The 15,522-nt window shown below is 66.0% G+C and carries 11 protein-coding genes; 7 read left to right on the forward strand and 4 right to left on the reverse strand.

Features of this window, described 5'->3' with window-relative positions; all coding sequences use genetic code 11:
* Positions 1 to 103 precede the first annotated feature (103 nt).
* Entirely contained in the window at positions 104 to 697 is a 594-nt protein-coding gene (locus tag LB310_RS08075) for a very short patch repair endonuclease (protein ID WP_096226950.1), read from the reverse strand.
* A gap of 210 nt (positions 698 to 907) precedes the next feature.
* Here LB310_RS08075 and LB310_RS08080 point away from each other — a divergent pair, with 210 nt between their 5' ends.
* The 7 genes from LB310_RS08080 to LB310_RS08110 all read left to right on the forward strand — a co-directional run bounded on the left by LB310_RS08080 (position 908) and on the right by LB310_RS08110 (position 10,419).
* The gene (locus LB310_RS08080; protein ID WP_096226951.1) at positions 908 to 2,518 is read left to right on the forward strand and encodes an ABC transporter substrate-binding protein; all 1,611 of its coding nucleotides are present in this window, start codon (positions 908 to 910) and stop codon (positions 2,516 to 2,518) included.
* Positions 2,519 to 2,799: 281 nt separating this feature from the next.
* Positions 2,800 to 3,756: an ABC transporter permease gene (locus LB310_RS08085; protein WP_087191865.1), complete on the forward strand. Its 957-nt coding sequence runs from the start codon at positions 2,800 to 2,802 to the stop codon at positions 3,754 to 3,756.
* Between the two features lies 1 nt (position 3,757).
* Positions 3,758 to 5,785 (forward strand): dipeptide/oligopeptide/nickel ABC transporter permease/ATP-binding protein, encoded by a 2,028-nt coding sequence (locus LB310_RS08090; RefSeq protein WP_096226952.1) that lies wholly within the window; start codon positions 3,758 to 3,760, stop codon positions 5,783 to 5,785.
* Entirely contained in the window at positions 5,782 to 6,642 is an 861-nt protein-coding gene (locus tag LB310_RS08095) for an ABC transporter ATP-binding protein (RefSeq protein WP_015539808.1), read from the forward strand. The genes LB310_RS08090 and LB310_RS08095 overlap by 4 nt, the downstream gene beginning before the upstream one ends.
* A gap of 190 nt (positions 6,643 to 6,832) precedes the next feature.
* Positions 6,833 to 7,816, forward strand: a complete 984-nt coding sequence (locus LB310_RS08100; protein WP_087191867.1) for a dihydrodipicolinate synthase family protein — start codon at positions 6,833 to 6,835, stop codon at positions 7,814 to 7,816.
* A gap of 10 nt (positions 7,817 to 7,826) precedes the next feature.
* Positions 7,827 to 9,041, forward strand: coding sequence for an AGE family epimerase/isomerase (locus tag LB310_RS08105; RefSeq protein WP_087191868.1), 1,215 nt, complete (start codon positions 7,827 to 7,829; stop codon positions 9,039 to 9,041).
* Between the two features lie 4 nt (positions 9,042 to 9,045).
* Entirely contained in the window at positions 9,046 to 10,419 is a 1,374-nt protein-coding gene (locus tag LB310_RS08110; protein ID WP_087191869.1) for an ROK family protein, read from the forward strand.
* 441 nt (positions 10,420 to 10,860) lie between these two features.
* Here LB310_RS08110 and nagA read toward each other — a convergent pair whose 3' ends face one another.
* From nagA to LB310_RS08125, 3 genes are all read right to left on the reverse strand, one after another.
* Positions 10,861 to 11,988, reverse strand: a complete 1,128-nt coding sequence (nagA, locus tag LB310_RS08115) for an N-acetylglucosamine-6-phosphate deacetylase (RefSeq protein WP_301154885.1) — start codon at positions 11,986 to 11,988, stop codon at positions 10,861 to 10,863.
* 420 nt (positions 11,989 to 12,408) lie between these two features.
* Positions 12,409 to 13,146: a glucosamine-6-phosphate deaminase gene (gene nagB / locus LB310_RS08120; protein WP_301154886.1), complete on the reverse strand. Its 738-nt coding sequence runs from the start codon at positions 13,144 to 13,146 to the stop codon at positions 12,409 to 12,411.
* A 103-nt stretch (positions 13,147 to 13,249) separates the two neighbouring features.
* Positions 13,250 to 15,439, reverse strand: a complete 2,190-nt coding sequence (locus LB310_RS08125) for a cytochrome C oxidase Cbb3 (RefSeq protein WP_087191872.1) — start codon at positions 15,437 to 15,439, stop codon at positions 13,250 to 13,252.
* Positions 15,440 to 15,522 lie beyond the last annotated feature (83 nt).

Raw genomic sequence — 15,522 nt, forward strand, 5'->3', positions numbered from 1 at the left:
ACGGCGCTTGGGCAACCCTGGGCTCGCATGAACGGCACGGCGGGCCGTCCGGCTCGTGCGGATCTCGCGCCGGCCTCCGCACGTTTCCCATGGGCAACCGAGATCAACCAGGGCGACCATCCGAGCCGGCAGCCAGCTCCTTCCCTAGCTCCTCGGCGAGCGCGGGCAGGAGCTTGGCCATCGTGGCGTCGATGGTTTTCTTCTTCAGCTGGCATTCCCAGACCACGTGCACCTTCCAGCCCAGGGCCTCCAGGGCGGTGCGGCTCTGCTCGTCGCGCTCCACGTTGCGCGCGAACTTCACTACCCAGTACTCCACGTTGCTCTTGGGCAGCGAGAGGTTGCAGTGCGGGCAACGGTGCCAGAAGCACCCGTTGACGAACAGGGCCACCTTCTTGCCCGGCCAGGCCACGTCGGGATGCCCCGGCACCTTCCACTGCAGGCGGTAGCCCGAAAGCCCCGCCGCGCGCAGGCGGGCCCGCACGACGAGCTCGGGCCTCGTGTCGGCGCGCTTGTTGCCCCGCATGGACTTGCGCACGTTCTCGTTCGTGGCGGGCGGGGCCGCCACGCGCACCGGGGCGGGCAGCGCGCGGCCGGCGAGCAGCTCCACGCGCGCCCGGAAGGGCCCAACGCCCGGCCCGGCCGCCTCGCAGCCCGCGGAACCTGCTCGCTCGCCCCGGTTCCCCACCCCGTTACCCATCTGTTTACTTACGCTCATGCGCCGCATGATAGCACGTGTTTTCCCAGTTCATATATTTTCTTCTTAGAATGATAATCCCAATATTGAGTTTACAAGTTCTTTATTTTCTCGGCGTTTTACACCATAATAGGCAAAGCTGTTGTGCGCGTGCGCAAGCACGTGCGTATGCTCGGGGCTAGGAAGGCCCCGTCACCGAATGGAGGGAAACCTATGGAACAGCCTTTGAAAGCACCTTTGACCCGCCGCACGTTCCTGGCGGGAGGCGCCGTCGCCGCGACGGCCGCCGGACTCGCGCTCGCCGGTTGCGGCGGCGGCGAGGCCCCCAAGGAAGAGCCCAAGCAGGACGCCGGCACCGACGCCCCTGCCGAGGGCGGCACCCTGACGGGCGCGTGCGCCTACACGTCCACGAACGTGAACCCCGTGGGCCTGAACGGCGGCTCCGCGCTCATGCTGGCCGCCACGTGGCACGTGTTCGAGGGCCTGTACGACCTCGACCTGCACACGTACAAGACCTACAACGCGCTCGCCGCCGGCGACCCCACGAAGGTCTCCGACACCGAGTACGAAGTGGCCCTGCGCGACGGCGCCAAGTTCTCCGACGGCACGGACGTGACCGTGGCCGACGTGGTGAACGCGCTCGAGGTCAACATGGCCGACGCCACCTGCGGCGCGTTCCTGTCGTTCATCGACTCGGTCGCCGAGAAGGACGACAAGACGGTCACCATCAAGCTGAAGTACCCCTTCGCGCTGTTGAAGGACCGTCTGACCGTGGCGAAGGTGTTCCCCGCCTCCCTCACCGAGGACCAGCTCAAGACCATGCCCATCGGCTCCGGCCCGTGGATGTACGAGAGCGTGAACGGCGACGACGGCGGCACCATCAAGTTCGTCCCCAACCCGAACTACGAGGGCCAGTACAAGCCCACGGCCGACGCCATGGAGTGGAACATCCTGCTGGACGGCACCGCCCGCACGACGGCGCTGCAGGAGGCCACGGTGCAGGTCATGGAGAACGTGCCCGACGCCAACGCCGACCAGCTCTCGGGCGCCGGCGCCACCGTCGAGTACGCCCAGGGCTTCAACCAGGCGTTCTTCATGTTCAACACGCTGAAGGCCCCGTTCGACGACTACCGCGTGCGCCAGGCGCTCTACTACGCCGTGGACGTGGAGAAGCTCATCTCCAACCAGCTCAACGGCCATGCCGCCCCGGTCACGGGCTTCCTGCCGGAAGAGCATGCCAACTACCACAAGGCCGCCACGGTCTACACGCACGACGTGGAGAAGGCCAAGAGCCTGCTCGCCGAGGCCGGCGTTGAGAACCTGGCCTTCACGCTCGTCGTGAACAACAACTGGGTGAAGGACCTCGCCCCGCAGATCAAGGAAGACCTCAAGGCCGCCGGCGTCGAGTGCACCATCGACGAGCAGAAGATCAACTGGAGCGAGTACGCCGCCTCCGACACGACGCTCGCCTACGACGTCATGCTCACCCCGGGCGACCCGACCTGCTTCGGCAACGACCCCGACCTGCTCATGAGCTGGTGGTACGGCGACAACATCTGGACGCAGGGCCGCACGTGCTGGAGCAAGGCCGCCGACGGCAAGTGGGCCGAGCTGCAGGAGCTCATGCAGCAGGCGCGCGAGGCGGATTCCTCCAAGCAGCAGGACCTGTGGAACCAGTGCTTCGACCTCCTGGCCGAGCAGGTGCCGCTGTATCCGCTGTTCCACCGTCAGATCGCCACGGGCTACCAGGAGAGCATGATCTCCGGCTTCAAGCCCATCGCCACGACGGGCCTCGTGTTCCTGGGCGCCAGCCCCAAGGCGTAAGGGAACTGCTGCTCGCGCACGATGCTTTTCTTAGGGCCTGCCCATTTGGTGCAGGCCCTTTTTTCGGGTGTGCGACCCACGCGGCAACAGGCCGCACATTGTCGGCCCCACCTGCGTCCCCTTTCTCACTTTGCTCCCTAATTTTCACAGAGAAACCCCAAAGACTCATATAGAATAGGGAAAGCTGCTCCACGAGGGGTCATGGTCACCATGCGCGCGAGAAGGGCAGCTGCCAACAAGTAACGGTAACCGATCAGAGCCAAGAGCGAAAGGAGGGTGCGGTGAGCAACCTGCTGCGTATGATCGGACGGCGCCTCATAGCGCTGCCGATCATGATATTCGGTGTCACCATCCTCGTATTCTTCGTCATGGCGCTCTCGCCTATCGACCAAGCGTATTCGGTCCTGGGAGAGAACGCGACCGAGGCGCAAGTCCAACAGTATCGCGAGGACCACGGGCTGAACGACCCGATCCTCGTGCAGTACGGCAACTACATGGTGGGCCTAGCCCAAGGCGACCTGGGTACCTACGGCGCGAACAACGCCTCCGTGGCCGAGCGCATCGGCCAGGCGCTGCCAGTCACACTCCAGCTGACGTTCTTCGGCCTCATCATCGGCGTGGTGGTGGCGGTGATCCTGGGCGTGGTCTCGGCGCTGTACCGTGACCGATGGCCCGACCAGATCATCCGCGTGTTCTCCATCGCGTGCATCGCCACCCCGTCGTTCTGGCTGGCGGTGCTCATGATCCTGCTGTTCTCGTCCATGCTGCACGTGCTGCCCGCCTCGGGCCCCCTGCCCTCCTTGTTCTCCGATCCCGGCGGATGGCTCGCGCGCATGGCGCTGCCGGCCATCGCGCTGGGCGTGCCGGTATCGGGCCAGCTCACGCGTGTCATTCGCACGTCAATGGTGGAGGAGCTCGACCGCGACTACGTGCGCACCGCGCTCGGCGCCGGCATCCCGAAGAGCGTCGTGGTGGCCCGCAACGTGCTGCGTAACGCGCTCATCACCCCGGTGACGGTGCTGGGCCTGCGCATCGGCTACCTCATCGGCGGCGCCGTGGTCATCGAGGTCATCTTCAACCTGCCCGGCATGGGCATGGCCATCCTCTCGGGCATCCAGTCCAGCTACACGATGCTCGTCCAGGGCGTCGTGCTGGTGGTGGCCATCACGTTCATCATCATCAACATCATCGTGGATATGCTCTATATCCTGATCGATCCGCGCATCAGGACGGTGTGACATGGTTAAGCTACGAGAAAACACTACCGCAAAGCTCGAGTCCAACCCCGGCAAGGTGCACTTCCGCCGCTGGAAGGCCATGTCCATCGGGTCGCGCATCTCGCTCATCGTGCTGGTCCTCATCGTCATGATCGCCGTGCTGGCCAACATCCTCGCGCCGCACGACCCGTACGCCATCTTCACCGCCCGCCAAGCGCCCGACGCGCAGTTCCTGTTCGGCACCGACGACAAGGGCCGCGACGTGCTGTCGCGCATGATGTACGGCGCGCGCTACTCGCTCATCATCGGCCTGGGCGCCACGGCGTTCGCGCTCATCTGCGGCTCCATCATCGGCGCTATCGCCGCCGTGTCACGCAAGTGGGTGTCGGAAGTCATCATGCGCGTCCTCGACGTGGTCATGTCCTTCCCCGGCATCGCCCTGGCCGCCACGTTCGTCATCGCGTTCGGCAGCTCGGTGCCCTCGCTCATCTTCGCCATCGGCTTCCTGTACATTCCGCAGATCGCGCGTATCGTGCGTGCCAACGTGGTGAGCGAGTACAACCAGGATTACGTGCGCGCCGTCGTCGTCTCCGGCGCACGGGCGCCGTGGATCCTCGTGAAGCACGTCATCCGCAACTGCATCGCCCCGGTCATGGTGTTCACCATCGTGCTGGTGGCCGACGCCATCGTGTTCGAGGCATCCCTGTCCTTCATCTCGGCCGGCATCCCTGAGCCCACGCCCACGTGGGGCAACATTTTGTCCGACGCGCGCGGCGGCGTGCTGGCGGGCCGCTGGTGGCAGGCGCTGTTCCCGGGCCTGGCCATCATGATCACGGTGCTCTGCCTGAACATCCTGTCCGAGGGCATCACCGACGCCATGGCCGCGGCCCCCAAGGCCCCGGTCAAGGCCGCCGACGACGCGCTCGCCGCGAACCGCGAGGCCGACAAGATGGTGGCCGACCCGACGCTGGCCTACGCCGCCCAGGCCGAGATGCTGGAGAAGCGCCTGGCCCAGCTGCAAGCCGTGGAGAAGACGCGCACCGACCGCTTCGAGGCGCGCACGGACGTGCCGCCCATCCTGGAGGTCAAGGACCTCTGCATCAAGTTCCCGCGCCATGGCGACGTGAACGTGGTAGACCATGTGAGCTTCGTGGTGCGCCCGCGCCAGACCATGGGCCTCGTGGGCGAGTCGGGCTGCGGCAAGTCCATCACCTCGCTCACCATCATGGGCCTTTTGGACCCGAAGGCCACCGTCACCGGCGAGGTGCTCTACGACGGGCAGAACCTGCTCGCCATGAGCCAACGTCAGATGAACGCGCTGCGCGGCCGCGAGATCGCCATGATCTACCAGGACGCGCTGTCGTCCTTGAACCCCTCCATGCTCATCAAGTCGCAGATGAAGCAGCTGACGAAGCGCGGCGGCACCCGCAGCGCCGAGGAGCTGCTGGAGCTGGTGGGCCTGGATCCGAAGCGCACGCTTGGCTCCTACCCCCACGAGCTCTCCGGCGGGCAGCGCCAGCGCGTGCTCATCGCCATGGCGCTGACGCGCGACCCGAAGCTCATCATTGCCGACGAGCCTACCACCGCCCTCGACGTGACGGTGCAGAAGCAGGTCATCGACCTGCTGAACAAGCTGCAGAAGGAGCTGGGCTTCGCGATGGTGTTCGTGAGCCACGACTTGGCCCTCGTGGCCGAGGTGGCCAACTCCATTACCGTCATGTACGCCGGCCAGGTGGTGGAGCAGGGCCCGGTCACGGACATCCTGTGCCACCCCGTGCACGAGTACACGCGCGGCCTGCTGGGATCGGTGCTGTCCATCGAGGCCGGCGGCGCCCGCCTGCACCAGGTGCCGGGCTCCGTGCCCTCGCCGAAGGACTTCCCCGAGGGCGACCGCTTCACGCCGCGCTCGAGCCATCCCGACAAGGTCTCGCAGCTGCGCCCCGTGCTCAAGCGCGTGGAGGGCACCGACCACTACTACGGCGAGCTGCCTGACAGCGAGCTGAAACGACTTGGTATCAAGCCCTATGTGCCAGGAGGTCCGCTGATATGAGCGATGAGAAACTGAACGGGACGGCCGCCGCACCTGCGGGTGCGGACGGCGAGCCCACCCCCATCATCTTCCTCGACGACATCCGCGTGACGTTCAAGACGCGCACCGGCTCCATCCTGCACCCGAACAAGGTGCAGGCCGTGCGCGGGCTCACGCTCAAACTCATGCCGGGACAGACGCTGGGCATCGTGGGCGAATCGGGCTGCGGCAAGTCCACGACGGCCAACGTCATGTGCGGCTTGCAGCAGCCCACGTCGGGCAGGGTGTTCTTCAAGGGCAAGGACGTGACGAAGCGCACCGCCGCCGAGCGCCGCCTCATCGGCCGCGTGATCTCGGTGGTGTTCCAGGACCCGGCCACGGCCCTGAACGCCCGCATGAGCGTGCACGACCAGCTCATGGACCCGCTCGTGGTGCACAAGATCGGCGACAAGGCCTCGCGCGAGGCACGCGTGCAGGAACTCATCGAGATGGTGGGCCTGCCGGGATCGGTGCTCGACGCGCTACCGGGGCAGCTTTCCGGCGGCCAGCGGCAGCGCGTGGCCATCGCCCGCGCCCTGTCGCTCAAGCCCGACGCCATCATCGCCGACGAGCCCACGAGCGCGCTGGACGTGTCGGTGCGCGCACAGATCCTGAACCTGCTGATGGACCTGAAGCGCGACCTGGGCCTGTCGATGGTGTTCATCAGCCACGACATACAGACGGTGCGCTACATATCGGATCGCATCATCGTCATGAACGCCGGCGTGGCCGTGGAGAACGGCACGGCGGAGGAGGTGTTCTCGAACCCTAAGGACGAGTACACGAAGCTGCTTTTGGGCGCAGCGCCCTCGCTGCTGCATCCCGAACTGGGCAAGTAGGCCCGAATCCGGCGCATTCGGCGGATCGCGGCCCCCGGAGAGATCCGGGGGCCGCGTTGTATCGCTAGCCATGCACGCCGATCCGGGCGCTTTTCTTGTGGTCGCCCCTTACCGTGCGTTGACGGCGACCATCAGGGGAATTAAAGTTCTATCGTTTAGATTCGAACAACGGAAAAGAGGATTAGCTCCCATGACTGACTCACCGTTTCGCGGCGTGATCCCACCGGTCGTCATACCGCTGACCGAGAAGCGCCAACTCGACCTCGAGGCACTCGAGCGCTCCATCAACCGCATGATCGATGCCGGCGTGGACGGCCTGTTCTTCCTCGGCTCCTCGGGCGAGGTGGCCTTCCTCACCGATGCGCAGCGCTATCACGTGCTGCAGGAGGCCGTGGCCATGGTACATGGCCGCGTGCCGGTGCTGGCAGGCATCATCGACATGGAGACGTTGCGCGTGGTCGACCAGGCCAAGCGCGCGTCCGGCTACGGCGTGGACGCACTCGTGGCCACCGCCCCCTTCTACGCCCTCGGCGGCCCGAAAGAGGTGGAACGTCACTTCCGCGCCATCCGCGAACACACCGACCTGCCACTGTTCGCCTACGACCTGCCCGTGTGCGTGCACACGAAGCTCGACCCCACGATGCTCGTGCGCCTGGGCAAGGACGGCGTGCTGCAGGGCGTGAAGGACTCCTCGGGGGACGACGTGTCGTTCCGCTGGCTGCTGCTGGAGAACGAGGATGCGGGGCACCCGCTGCAGCTGCTCACCGGCCACGAGGTATGCGTGGACGGCGCATACCTCGCAGGTGCGGACGGCGCCGTGCCGGGACTCGCGAACCTCGACCCGGCGAGCTACGTGGAGCAGTGGCGCGCGGCGCAGGCCGGCGACTGGGAGCGCGTGCGCGACATCCAGAATCATCTGGCCCGCCTTATGTTCGTGACGCGCGAGGTGAAGGCCACCGTGGGCTTCGGCGCCGGCGTGGGCGCGTTCAAGACGGCGCTGTGGCAGATGGGCGTGTTCAATACGAACCAGATGCGCGAGCCCGTGTGCGCGCTCGAGGGCGAGGACGTGGAGCACATCGTGACCGTGCTCAAGCAGGCCGGCCTCATGGACGCCGACGCACCCACGCGCGAGTCCACCTGGAGCGCCTGCCCCGTCTTCGGCTGTTCGAAGTAGGAGGGGCCGCATGACCGACGTAACTTTGCAGAAGCTGACCGCCACGCGCGACTGGTGCCGCTTAGAGCTGGACGCCTGCGTGGACTTCTGGCTCGCGCACGGCATGGACCGCGAGAACGGCGGCGTGTACACCTGCCTCGACCGCACGGGCGAGGTGTACTCCACCGACAAGAGCGTGTGGATGCAGGGGCGCTGCGCCTGGACGTTCGCGCACCTGTGCCGCCTGTACGGCGAGCGCCCCGAATGGATGGAGGCCGCGAAGAGCTGCCTGGACTTCCTGGAGGAGCACTGCATCAACCGCGAGGCGGGCGGCCGCCTGTACTTCACGGTGACGGCCGAGGGCAAGCCCCTGCGCCAGAGGCGCTACTGCTTCTCGGAGGGCTTCTACGCCATCGCGAACGCCGAGTACTACGGGCTCACGGGCGAGGTTGAGCATCTGGAGCGCGCGCGCCGGGCGTACGAGATGATCCACAACCTGAACAACGGCCTGATCGAGGACCCGACAGGGCTCGGGCCCAAGACCATCGCGGAAACGCGCTCGGGCTACGCGCTGGGCGACCCGATGATCTTCCTGAACATCATCGGCATCATGCGACGCGTGGACCCGGCGAACGCGGAGGAGTACGACCGGCACGCGCGCGAGTGCACCGACCGCATCGTGAACTGGCACTACCGACCGGAGCTGGGATGCACGCTGGAGAGCGTGAACGCGCAGGGAGAGCCGGAGCTCGAGTACACGGCCGGACGCGTGGTGAACCCGGGCCACGACATAGAGTGCAGCTGGTTCATGATGGACGAGGCCAACTACCGCGGCGACAAGGAGCTGCACCGCACGGCCGAGCAGATCTTCCGCCTGGCCATCGAGGCCGGATGGGACGACGAGTACGACGGCCTGCTGTACTTCATCGACGCGCTGGGCAAGCCGACGGAAGCCTACGAGCACGACATGAAGCTGTGGTGGCCCCACAACGAGATCATGATCGCCGCGTCGAAGGCGTACCGCGACACCGGTGACGAGTACTACCTGGATTGGCTGCTGCGCACGGTGGACTACTGCAAGGAGCACTTCGCCGACCCCGAGTTCGGCGAATGGTACGGCTACCTGCGCCGCGACGGTCTGCCCACCATGCCCCCCACGAAGGGCTCCACGTTCAAGGGCCCCTTCCACGTGCCCCGCGCCCTGTCCATGACCGAACGAGTGCTGACCGAGCTGATAGGAGACTGACGACATGAACTACCTGGGTATCGATTACGACGTCAAGAACATGCCCGTCCTGGACGAGGGCTTCATCCCCTTCGGCGTGTGGATGAAGGCGTACCTCGAGGGCGCCACCCAGCCCATCGCCGTGGCCGTTGAGCGCGAGGACGGCTTGATCTCGGTGCGCGAGAGCTTCATCCGCGGCGGCGAGTTCGCCGAGGCCGACTTCCGCTACGTGGAGCGCCTGGTGAAGTTCGAGCTGTGGAGCATCGGCGGCTTCCGGGTGTACCTGCGCGGCTGCGATGACATCGCGGCGAAGCTGGCCGAGGCGTACTCGCCGGAGGGCGCACGTTCGTTCGACTACGGCTTCGTGGGCGACGTGTACGAGAAGCCGCTCGAGGTCGTGGCGTGCACGGAGGCCGACTTCCCCGCCGCCAACGAGGCCGCCAAGAAGATCGGCGGCCACCTGAAGGGCTGCCGCATCGGCTTCGACGCCGGCGGGTCGGACCGCAAGGTGTCGGCCGTCATCGACGGCGAGTCGGTGTACTCCGAGGAGGTCGTTTGGTTCCCGAAGGTCACCGAGGATCCGGAGTACCACTTCAACGAGATCGTGACCGCGTTCAAGACCGCCGCCTCCAAGATGCCGCGCGTGGACGCCATCGGCGTGTCGTCGGCCGGCACGTTCGTGGGCAACAGCCCCATGGTGGCCTCCCTGTTCATCAAGGTGCCGCGCGATCGCCGCGAAGAGGTGAAGAGCATCTACGACCGCGCCGGCTTGGAGATCGGCGACGTGCCGCTGGTGGTGGCCAACGACGGCGACGTGACCGCGCTCGCGGGCTTCATGAGCACGGGCAAGGGCGACATCCTCGGCATCGCCATGGGCACGAGCGAGGCCGTGGGCTACGTGAACGACGAGGGCAACGTGCTCGGTTGGATCAACGAGCTGGCGTTCGCGCCGGTGGACCTGTCGCCCGAGGCCATGCAGGACGAGTGGTCCGGCGACTTCGGCGTAGGCTGCAAGTACTTCAGCCAGGACGCCGTCATCAAGCTGGCGCCGGCCGCAGGTATCGAGCTGGACCCGGAGCTCTCCCCCGCCGAGAAGCTCAAGGTGGTGCAGGGCCTGGCCAACGAGGGCCACGAGGGCGCGCTCGACATCTTCCGCTCCATCGGCGTGTACCTGGCGCACACGCTCGTGCTGTACAGCTCGTTCTACGAGATCAAGACGCTCCTGGTGCTGGGCCGCGTGGCCTCCGGCGTGGGCGGCGACCTCGTGATCAGCGAGTGCAACCGCGTGTTGGCCGAGGAATACCCCGAGCTCGACGCGCAGATCAACGTGACGCTGCCCGACGAGATGATGCGCCGCGTGGGCCAGTCCGTGGCCGCCGCCTCGCTGCCGGAGGCGTAAAACGGCGCAAGGGGCATTCCCCCTTCATCGTTTAGACGAGGCCCGCGCCGCATGGCGCGGGCTTTTTTTCCGGCCTCTTCCGATCTCGTTCAAGGGCCTTGACGCCGAAAGAGCCGGTTGCTGCCAAAAACGGGGCGGTTTGGCAATCGTAGCGCGCCGCATGAGACAAATTCTTCGATGGAACAGCAGTCCTGGACAGTGTTTTCCCAGGTAGCGTTCTGTGATGATAATCCGAGCGAACTACCGTGGATTGCCAAACCGCCTTGTTTTTGACACTAAGGGCCCGTTTCGGCGTCAGCAAAGCCAGCCTTCGTGACGCTTCAGGCGGCCGCTGCCCCGATGCCCGCCCCGCATGCAGGCATCGGGCAATCCCCCTCTCGGGCAAAACGCCCCGCCGCGATCGCTCGCAGCGGGGCGCTTCTCGCGGCATCCGATGGTGCGCTACGCCAGCAGCTCGCCGCGCAGGACGACGGCGCGCACGTCGAGCGTCTCCTTGTCCAGCAGCACGGCGTCGGCCACCTTGCCGGGCTCGATGGAGCCGCGCTCGGCATCCAGGCCGAGGGCGCGGGCCGGGTTCGCGCTCGCCGCCTTCACGGCACTCGCGAGCGGGATGCCCATGTCGCGCACGGCAACGGTCAGGCAGCGCATGAGGTCGCTCACCGAGCCGGCGAGCGCGCCGTTGTCGATGGTGGCCACGGGGCCGCGCACCGTGACGTCCTGGCCGCCCAGGTCGTAGGTGCCGTCCTCGAGGCCGGCCGCGCGCAGCGTGTCGCTGATGAGGATCATGCGGTTGTCGCCGAACAGCTGGAAGGCCAGACGCACCATGGCGGGATGGATGTGCACGCCGTCGGCGATGATCTCGGCCGTCACCTCGCCGTGCTCGACGGCGGCCGGGATGGGGCCGGGCTTGCGGTGGTGCATGGGGTCCATGGCGTTGTACAGGTGCGTGAGCTGGCGCGCGCCCAGCTCGAACGCGCGGGCGGCCGTGTCGTAGTCCGTGCAGGTATGCGCGAGCGAGATGCGCACCTCGCTCGCCATCTCGCGGATGAACTCTTCGGCACCCGGCTCCTCGGGCGCGATGTCCACGAGCTTGAACAGGCCGTCAGCCGCCTCCTGCAGACGGCGGAACTCCTCGGCCGAGGGGTTGCGCACGTAGTCGGGGTTCTGCGCGCCCACCTTGCTCGGCGAGATGAAGGGGCCCTCCATGTTGATGCCCACGAGCGCCGCCTCGTCCGCAGCCGGCTCGTAGGCCGCCGCAGCCTGCGCGGCGCGCACGAGCACGTCCTCGGGCAGCGTCATCGTGGCCGGGCACATGGCCGTGACGCCGCGCGAGGCCTCGTAGGCCCCCATCCTGTGCAGGCCCGCCAGGTCGCCGTCGCTGATGTCGGCGCCGGCGCTACCGTGGAAATGCAGGTCCACCAAACCGGGGATCACGTAGCAGCCGGCCGCGTCGACGGTCTGGCCGCCTTCCGCTCGCGCGGCCTCCCCCACGAAGCGGCCGTCCGCCACGAACACGTCGCGCTCGACAAACCCCTCGCCAACGAACACGCTTCCGTTGATGATGCGCATAGGGCATTCTCCTTCCGAACTGCTTCAAGCAGGTGATTTTAGCAGGGACATTATACTGCCCCATCGGCCATTTTTCGTCCTCTGCTCCGAGAAGGTTGCCTCCGATTCGCCCCTTCTTCGCAAATTCGAGGTTCGAATTGCACGGAAATCGCCGCTCTGAAGCTCTGGAGGAGCCTGCAAGGCCCTTTTGCGCCGCCCGGCATCGCCATCCGATGCGTTTGCCCAGTTCGTAGAATACGATGCTCGTCCATGCCGGCTCCATGAGCTTCAGAGCGGCGATTTCCGTGCATCCAAGGGGCGATATTTTCGAAGCGCACCTTTGATTCGCTCGCAGCGAGAGGGAGCCGCGCGATGCAGCCCCTCTCGCTGCGACAGCCGCTGCGCCGATCCTCCCCCAGCACAGCGGCTCCTTTGCGCGCTTTACGCCAAATCGCGGCAGAGCTCGCCGGCGGCGGGGTCCACGATGACGGTGGCGTTGGGATGAAACTGCAGGATGGAGGCCGGCACCTGCGGAGCGACCGGGCCGAAAAACGCCTTCTTCACGATCTCGGCCTTGTGGGAGCCTTCCACCACCACAAGGACGCTGCGCGCGGCCATGATGGTGCCGATGCCCATGGTGTAGGCCTGGCGCGGCACGTCGTCGATGCTGTCGAACAGGCGGCTGTTCGCCTGGATGGTGCTCTCGGTGAGGTCGACGCAGTGGGTGGCCTTGGGGAACGTGTCCTCCGGCTCGTTGAAGCCGATGTGGCCGTTCGGCCCGAGGCCCAGCAGCTGCAGGTCGATGCCGCCCGCCTCTTCGATGGCCTCCTCGTAGGCTGCGCACACGGCATCGGCGTCCGGATTGAACCCTTCCGGCACGTGCGTACGAGCCTGGTCGATGTCCACATGGTCGAACAGGTGCTTCTTCATGAAGTAGCGGTAGCTCTGGTCGTGCTCGGGGTTGAGGCCGCGGTACTCGTCCAGGTTGAACGTGGTCACGTCGGCGAAGCTGATCTTGCCGGCCGCGCAGTCCTCCACGAGGCACGCGTACAGGCCGATGGGCGTCGTGCCCGTGGCCAGCCCCAGCACGCAGGACGGGTCGGCGTCGACGTACGAGGCGATGCGGTCGGCCGCCTGGCGGCTCATGTCCTCGGTGCTCTCGGCGATGATGAATTCCATGGAACCCTCTCTTCCCTTGCGTTTATTGCTTTCTATGCCGCGCATGCCGCAACGGCGGCGCGGCGCCTCCCTCGGCCCCGGTCGGAGCCGGAGGGGTTGGTGCCTAGGTCCAGAACTGAGCCGTCTCGATAACGTCCTGGTACGCCCACGAGTACACATCGGAATACCAGCCCGTTTCGGGCACGAAGCATACGAGCACGCTGTAGACCACCGAAACGGCCACCAGCACCAGCAGCACCTTCATGAGCAGGTTCTGCGCCATCGTCCCAGGCGACAGGTTCTCGTTCACGATGAACGCCAGCAGCACGACGGCCGCTAGGAACATGAAGCTGAAGTCGGCGAAGTAGCGCTGCAGGATGCCGGCCATCTGCGCGTCCAAGAGCGCCACGATGACGCCCGACGCCAGCAGCACCACGATGACGCCCATGATGGTGCGCGTGGAGCGCTGGCGCATGCGCAGCGCGAGGATGCGCTTCGCGAACGGCAGCACCCACAGCACCGGCAGGCACGCCAGGATGCCGCCGAACGTGACCTCCTTGATGGTCTGCCCCATGTAGGTGGTGTCGAACGGAGCCGGCTGCACGTACGGGAACACGCCCGTCACGCACGGAGGCTGCAGAAAGTACGCGAACAGCGCCGGCGCGAGGCGGCCCAGGTTCCAACCGCGCTTCGTCATGTCGTTCACCGTGAGGTTGTAGTTCGCCCCGAAATCCGTGAGCGAGCCGAAGCGGGCGTAGTTGTAGCCCATGAGGCCGGCCGCCACCACCGCATAGGGAGCCACGAGGCAGGCGAACTCGCGTCCGCCGCGCGGCGTGAACAGCCGGCGCTCCGTGATGTAGGGGCGCCAGAACAGCGGGAAGGCCAGCAGCGACAGCACCACGAGCTGCGGGCGGCAGCCCACCACGAGCGCCATGCACAGCGACCCTGCCAGGTACCACTTCTCCGGCCCGGTGGAACGCGCTGCCGACGCGCGGCCGCGCATCCAGAAATACAGCCCCCACACGGAGAACGCCAGCCCCAGCATGATGGGCAGCGAGTAGAACGTGGGGAACTTCAGCAGGTACAGGATGCCGCAGCAGGTGACGAGCGGTATCTGCAGCAGCAGGTACAGGCCCAGGCTCACCCGCTTGAAGTGATAGCGCGCGAAGCGGTCGAGCAACGCCGAGCAGCCCAGCACGAAGGCGACGCACGCAATGAGCACGCCGATAGCCGTGGGGAAGTTAGCGCCGGTGAGCAAGTAGAACGGCAGGTAGAACAACACGACCGGCACCACGCCGAAGTAGACGTAGTAGTGCCCGTCATGGTAGGCCACGTCGAACAGGTACGGCTCCCCCGTCTCCTTCTGCGCCTCGTCGCGCGCGCCCTTGTCGTAGGGGTCGGCCATGTCCTGCAGCCACTGGGGCGGCTCCTCCTCGAGGTAGAGCTGGCCGTGCGCCATGGCCTTGGCAAGCTCGGCATACTGCTGGGCGTTGTCGCCGCCCACCTCGAAGGTATTCACGATGCTGTGCCCGTCCCACGAGCCGCTGTTGTAGCCCTGCGTGGCGACGCCCACAAGGTTCGAGCCCATGAACAGGAACGCGGACATGAGGTACACCTCGATGACCACCGTGGCGATGATGGCCGCCTTCGACTTGCGCGGCTCGTCCACGATGTGGATGCGGTAGATGGCCGAGCGCGGGCGGAACGCGAACGCCAAGAGCAGAATGCCGGCCGTGGCCAGGAAGCGCCCCGTGTTGAAGTCGAACGGATGGTGCGCGTTCAGCACGATGTCCGAGAGCTTGATGGGATAGCTCACGTTCTCGCCCGTGATCTCGATCCTCAGGTTGTCCACGAGCCCCGCCGTGTTCAGGTTGATGTACTCGCTCTGGTCGGACAGGGTGGACACCGCCACGTCGGGCACGCCCACCGTGTACTCCGTGGAGTCGAAGTACGTGTGGTGAGCGTCGTCGGTGAACTGGATCTTCACCGTGAGCTCCTGGGCGGCCTGGCGGTAGTCGAAGTTAAGCCAGATATTGTGCACCTCGGTGTTGAGGTTCGAGAACTCCAGCGTGTGGTTCACGGCCGTGAGCTTGTACTGCTCGTCGGTCGTCTCCTGCAGGTTGAGCTTGTCGTTCAGGCTGATGGAGTTGTAGCCGGCAGACGTGAAGTAGTTCAGGTTGAACAGGAACGTCTCCAGCAGGAACGCCACGGCGAGGATGGCGAGGATGCTCTTCGCCAGGTGCCTGACCGCCGGCCGATGCGCGCGCATGAAGCCCGTGTAGGCGTAGGATATGTTCTGGCGGACGGTGGGCATACTGGTAACGAATTATAGATGAAAAAAGGCGGACAGGGCAGCTCAAGCCCTATCCGCCTTCAAGATTGCGTGCAAAACGCCGC

Origin of the sequence: Gordonibacter sp. RACS_AR49 (assembly GCF_030418435.1) — a bacterium.
In the GTDB taxonomy this organism is placed as follows: Bacteria; Actinomycetota; Coriobacteriia; order Coriobacteriales; family Eggerthellaceae; genus Gordonibacter; species Gordonibacter urolithinfaciens.

Excerpts from the sequence above, each read along its gene's own strand:
- LB310_RS08090 (WP_096226952.1), top strand. The coding sequence starts at position 3,758 with ATGGTTAAGCTACGAGAAAACACTACCGCAAAGCTCGAGTCCAACCCC.
- nagB (WP_301154886.1), bottom strand. The coding sequence starts at position 13,146 with ATGGAATTCATCATCGCCGAGAGCACCGAGGACATGAGCCGCCAGGCG.
- LB310_RS08125 (WP_087191872.1), bottom strand. The coding sequence starts at position 15,439 with ATGCCCACCGTCCGCCAGAACATATCCTACGCCTACACGGGCTTCATG.
- LB310_RS08105 (WP_087191868.1), top strand. The coding sequence starts at position 7,827 with ATGACCGACGTAACTTTGCAGAAGCTGACCGCCACGCGCGACTGGTGC.
- LB310_RS08110 (WP_087191869.1), top strand. The coding sequence starts at position 9,046 with ATGAACTACCTGGGTATCGATTACGACGTCAAGAACATGCCCGTCCTG.
- LB310_RS08095 (WP_015539808.1), top strand. The coding sequence starts at position 5,782 with ATGAGCGATGAGAAACTGAACGGGACGGCCGCCGCACCTGCGGGTGCG.
- LB310_RS08100 (WP_087191867.1), top strand. The coding sequence starts at position 6,833 with ATGACTGACTCACCGTTTCGCGGCGTGATCCCACCGGTCGTCATACCG.
- LB310_RS08080 (WP_096226951.1), top strand. The coding sequence starts at position 908 with ATGGAACAGCCTTTGAAAGCACCTTTGACCCGCCGCACGTTCCTGGCG.
- LB310_RS08075 (WP_096226950.1), bottom strand. The coding sequence starts at position 697 with ATGGGTAACGGGGTGGGGAACCGGGGCGAGCGAGCAGGTTCCGCGGGC.
- nagA (WP_301154885.1), bottom strand. The coding sequence starts at position 11,988 with ATGCGCATCATCAACGGAAGCGTGTTCGTTGGCGAGGGGTTTGTCGAG.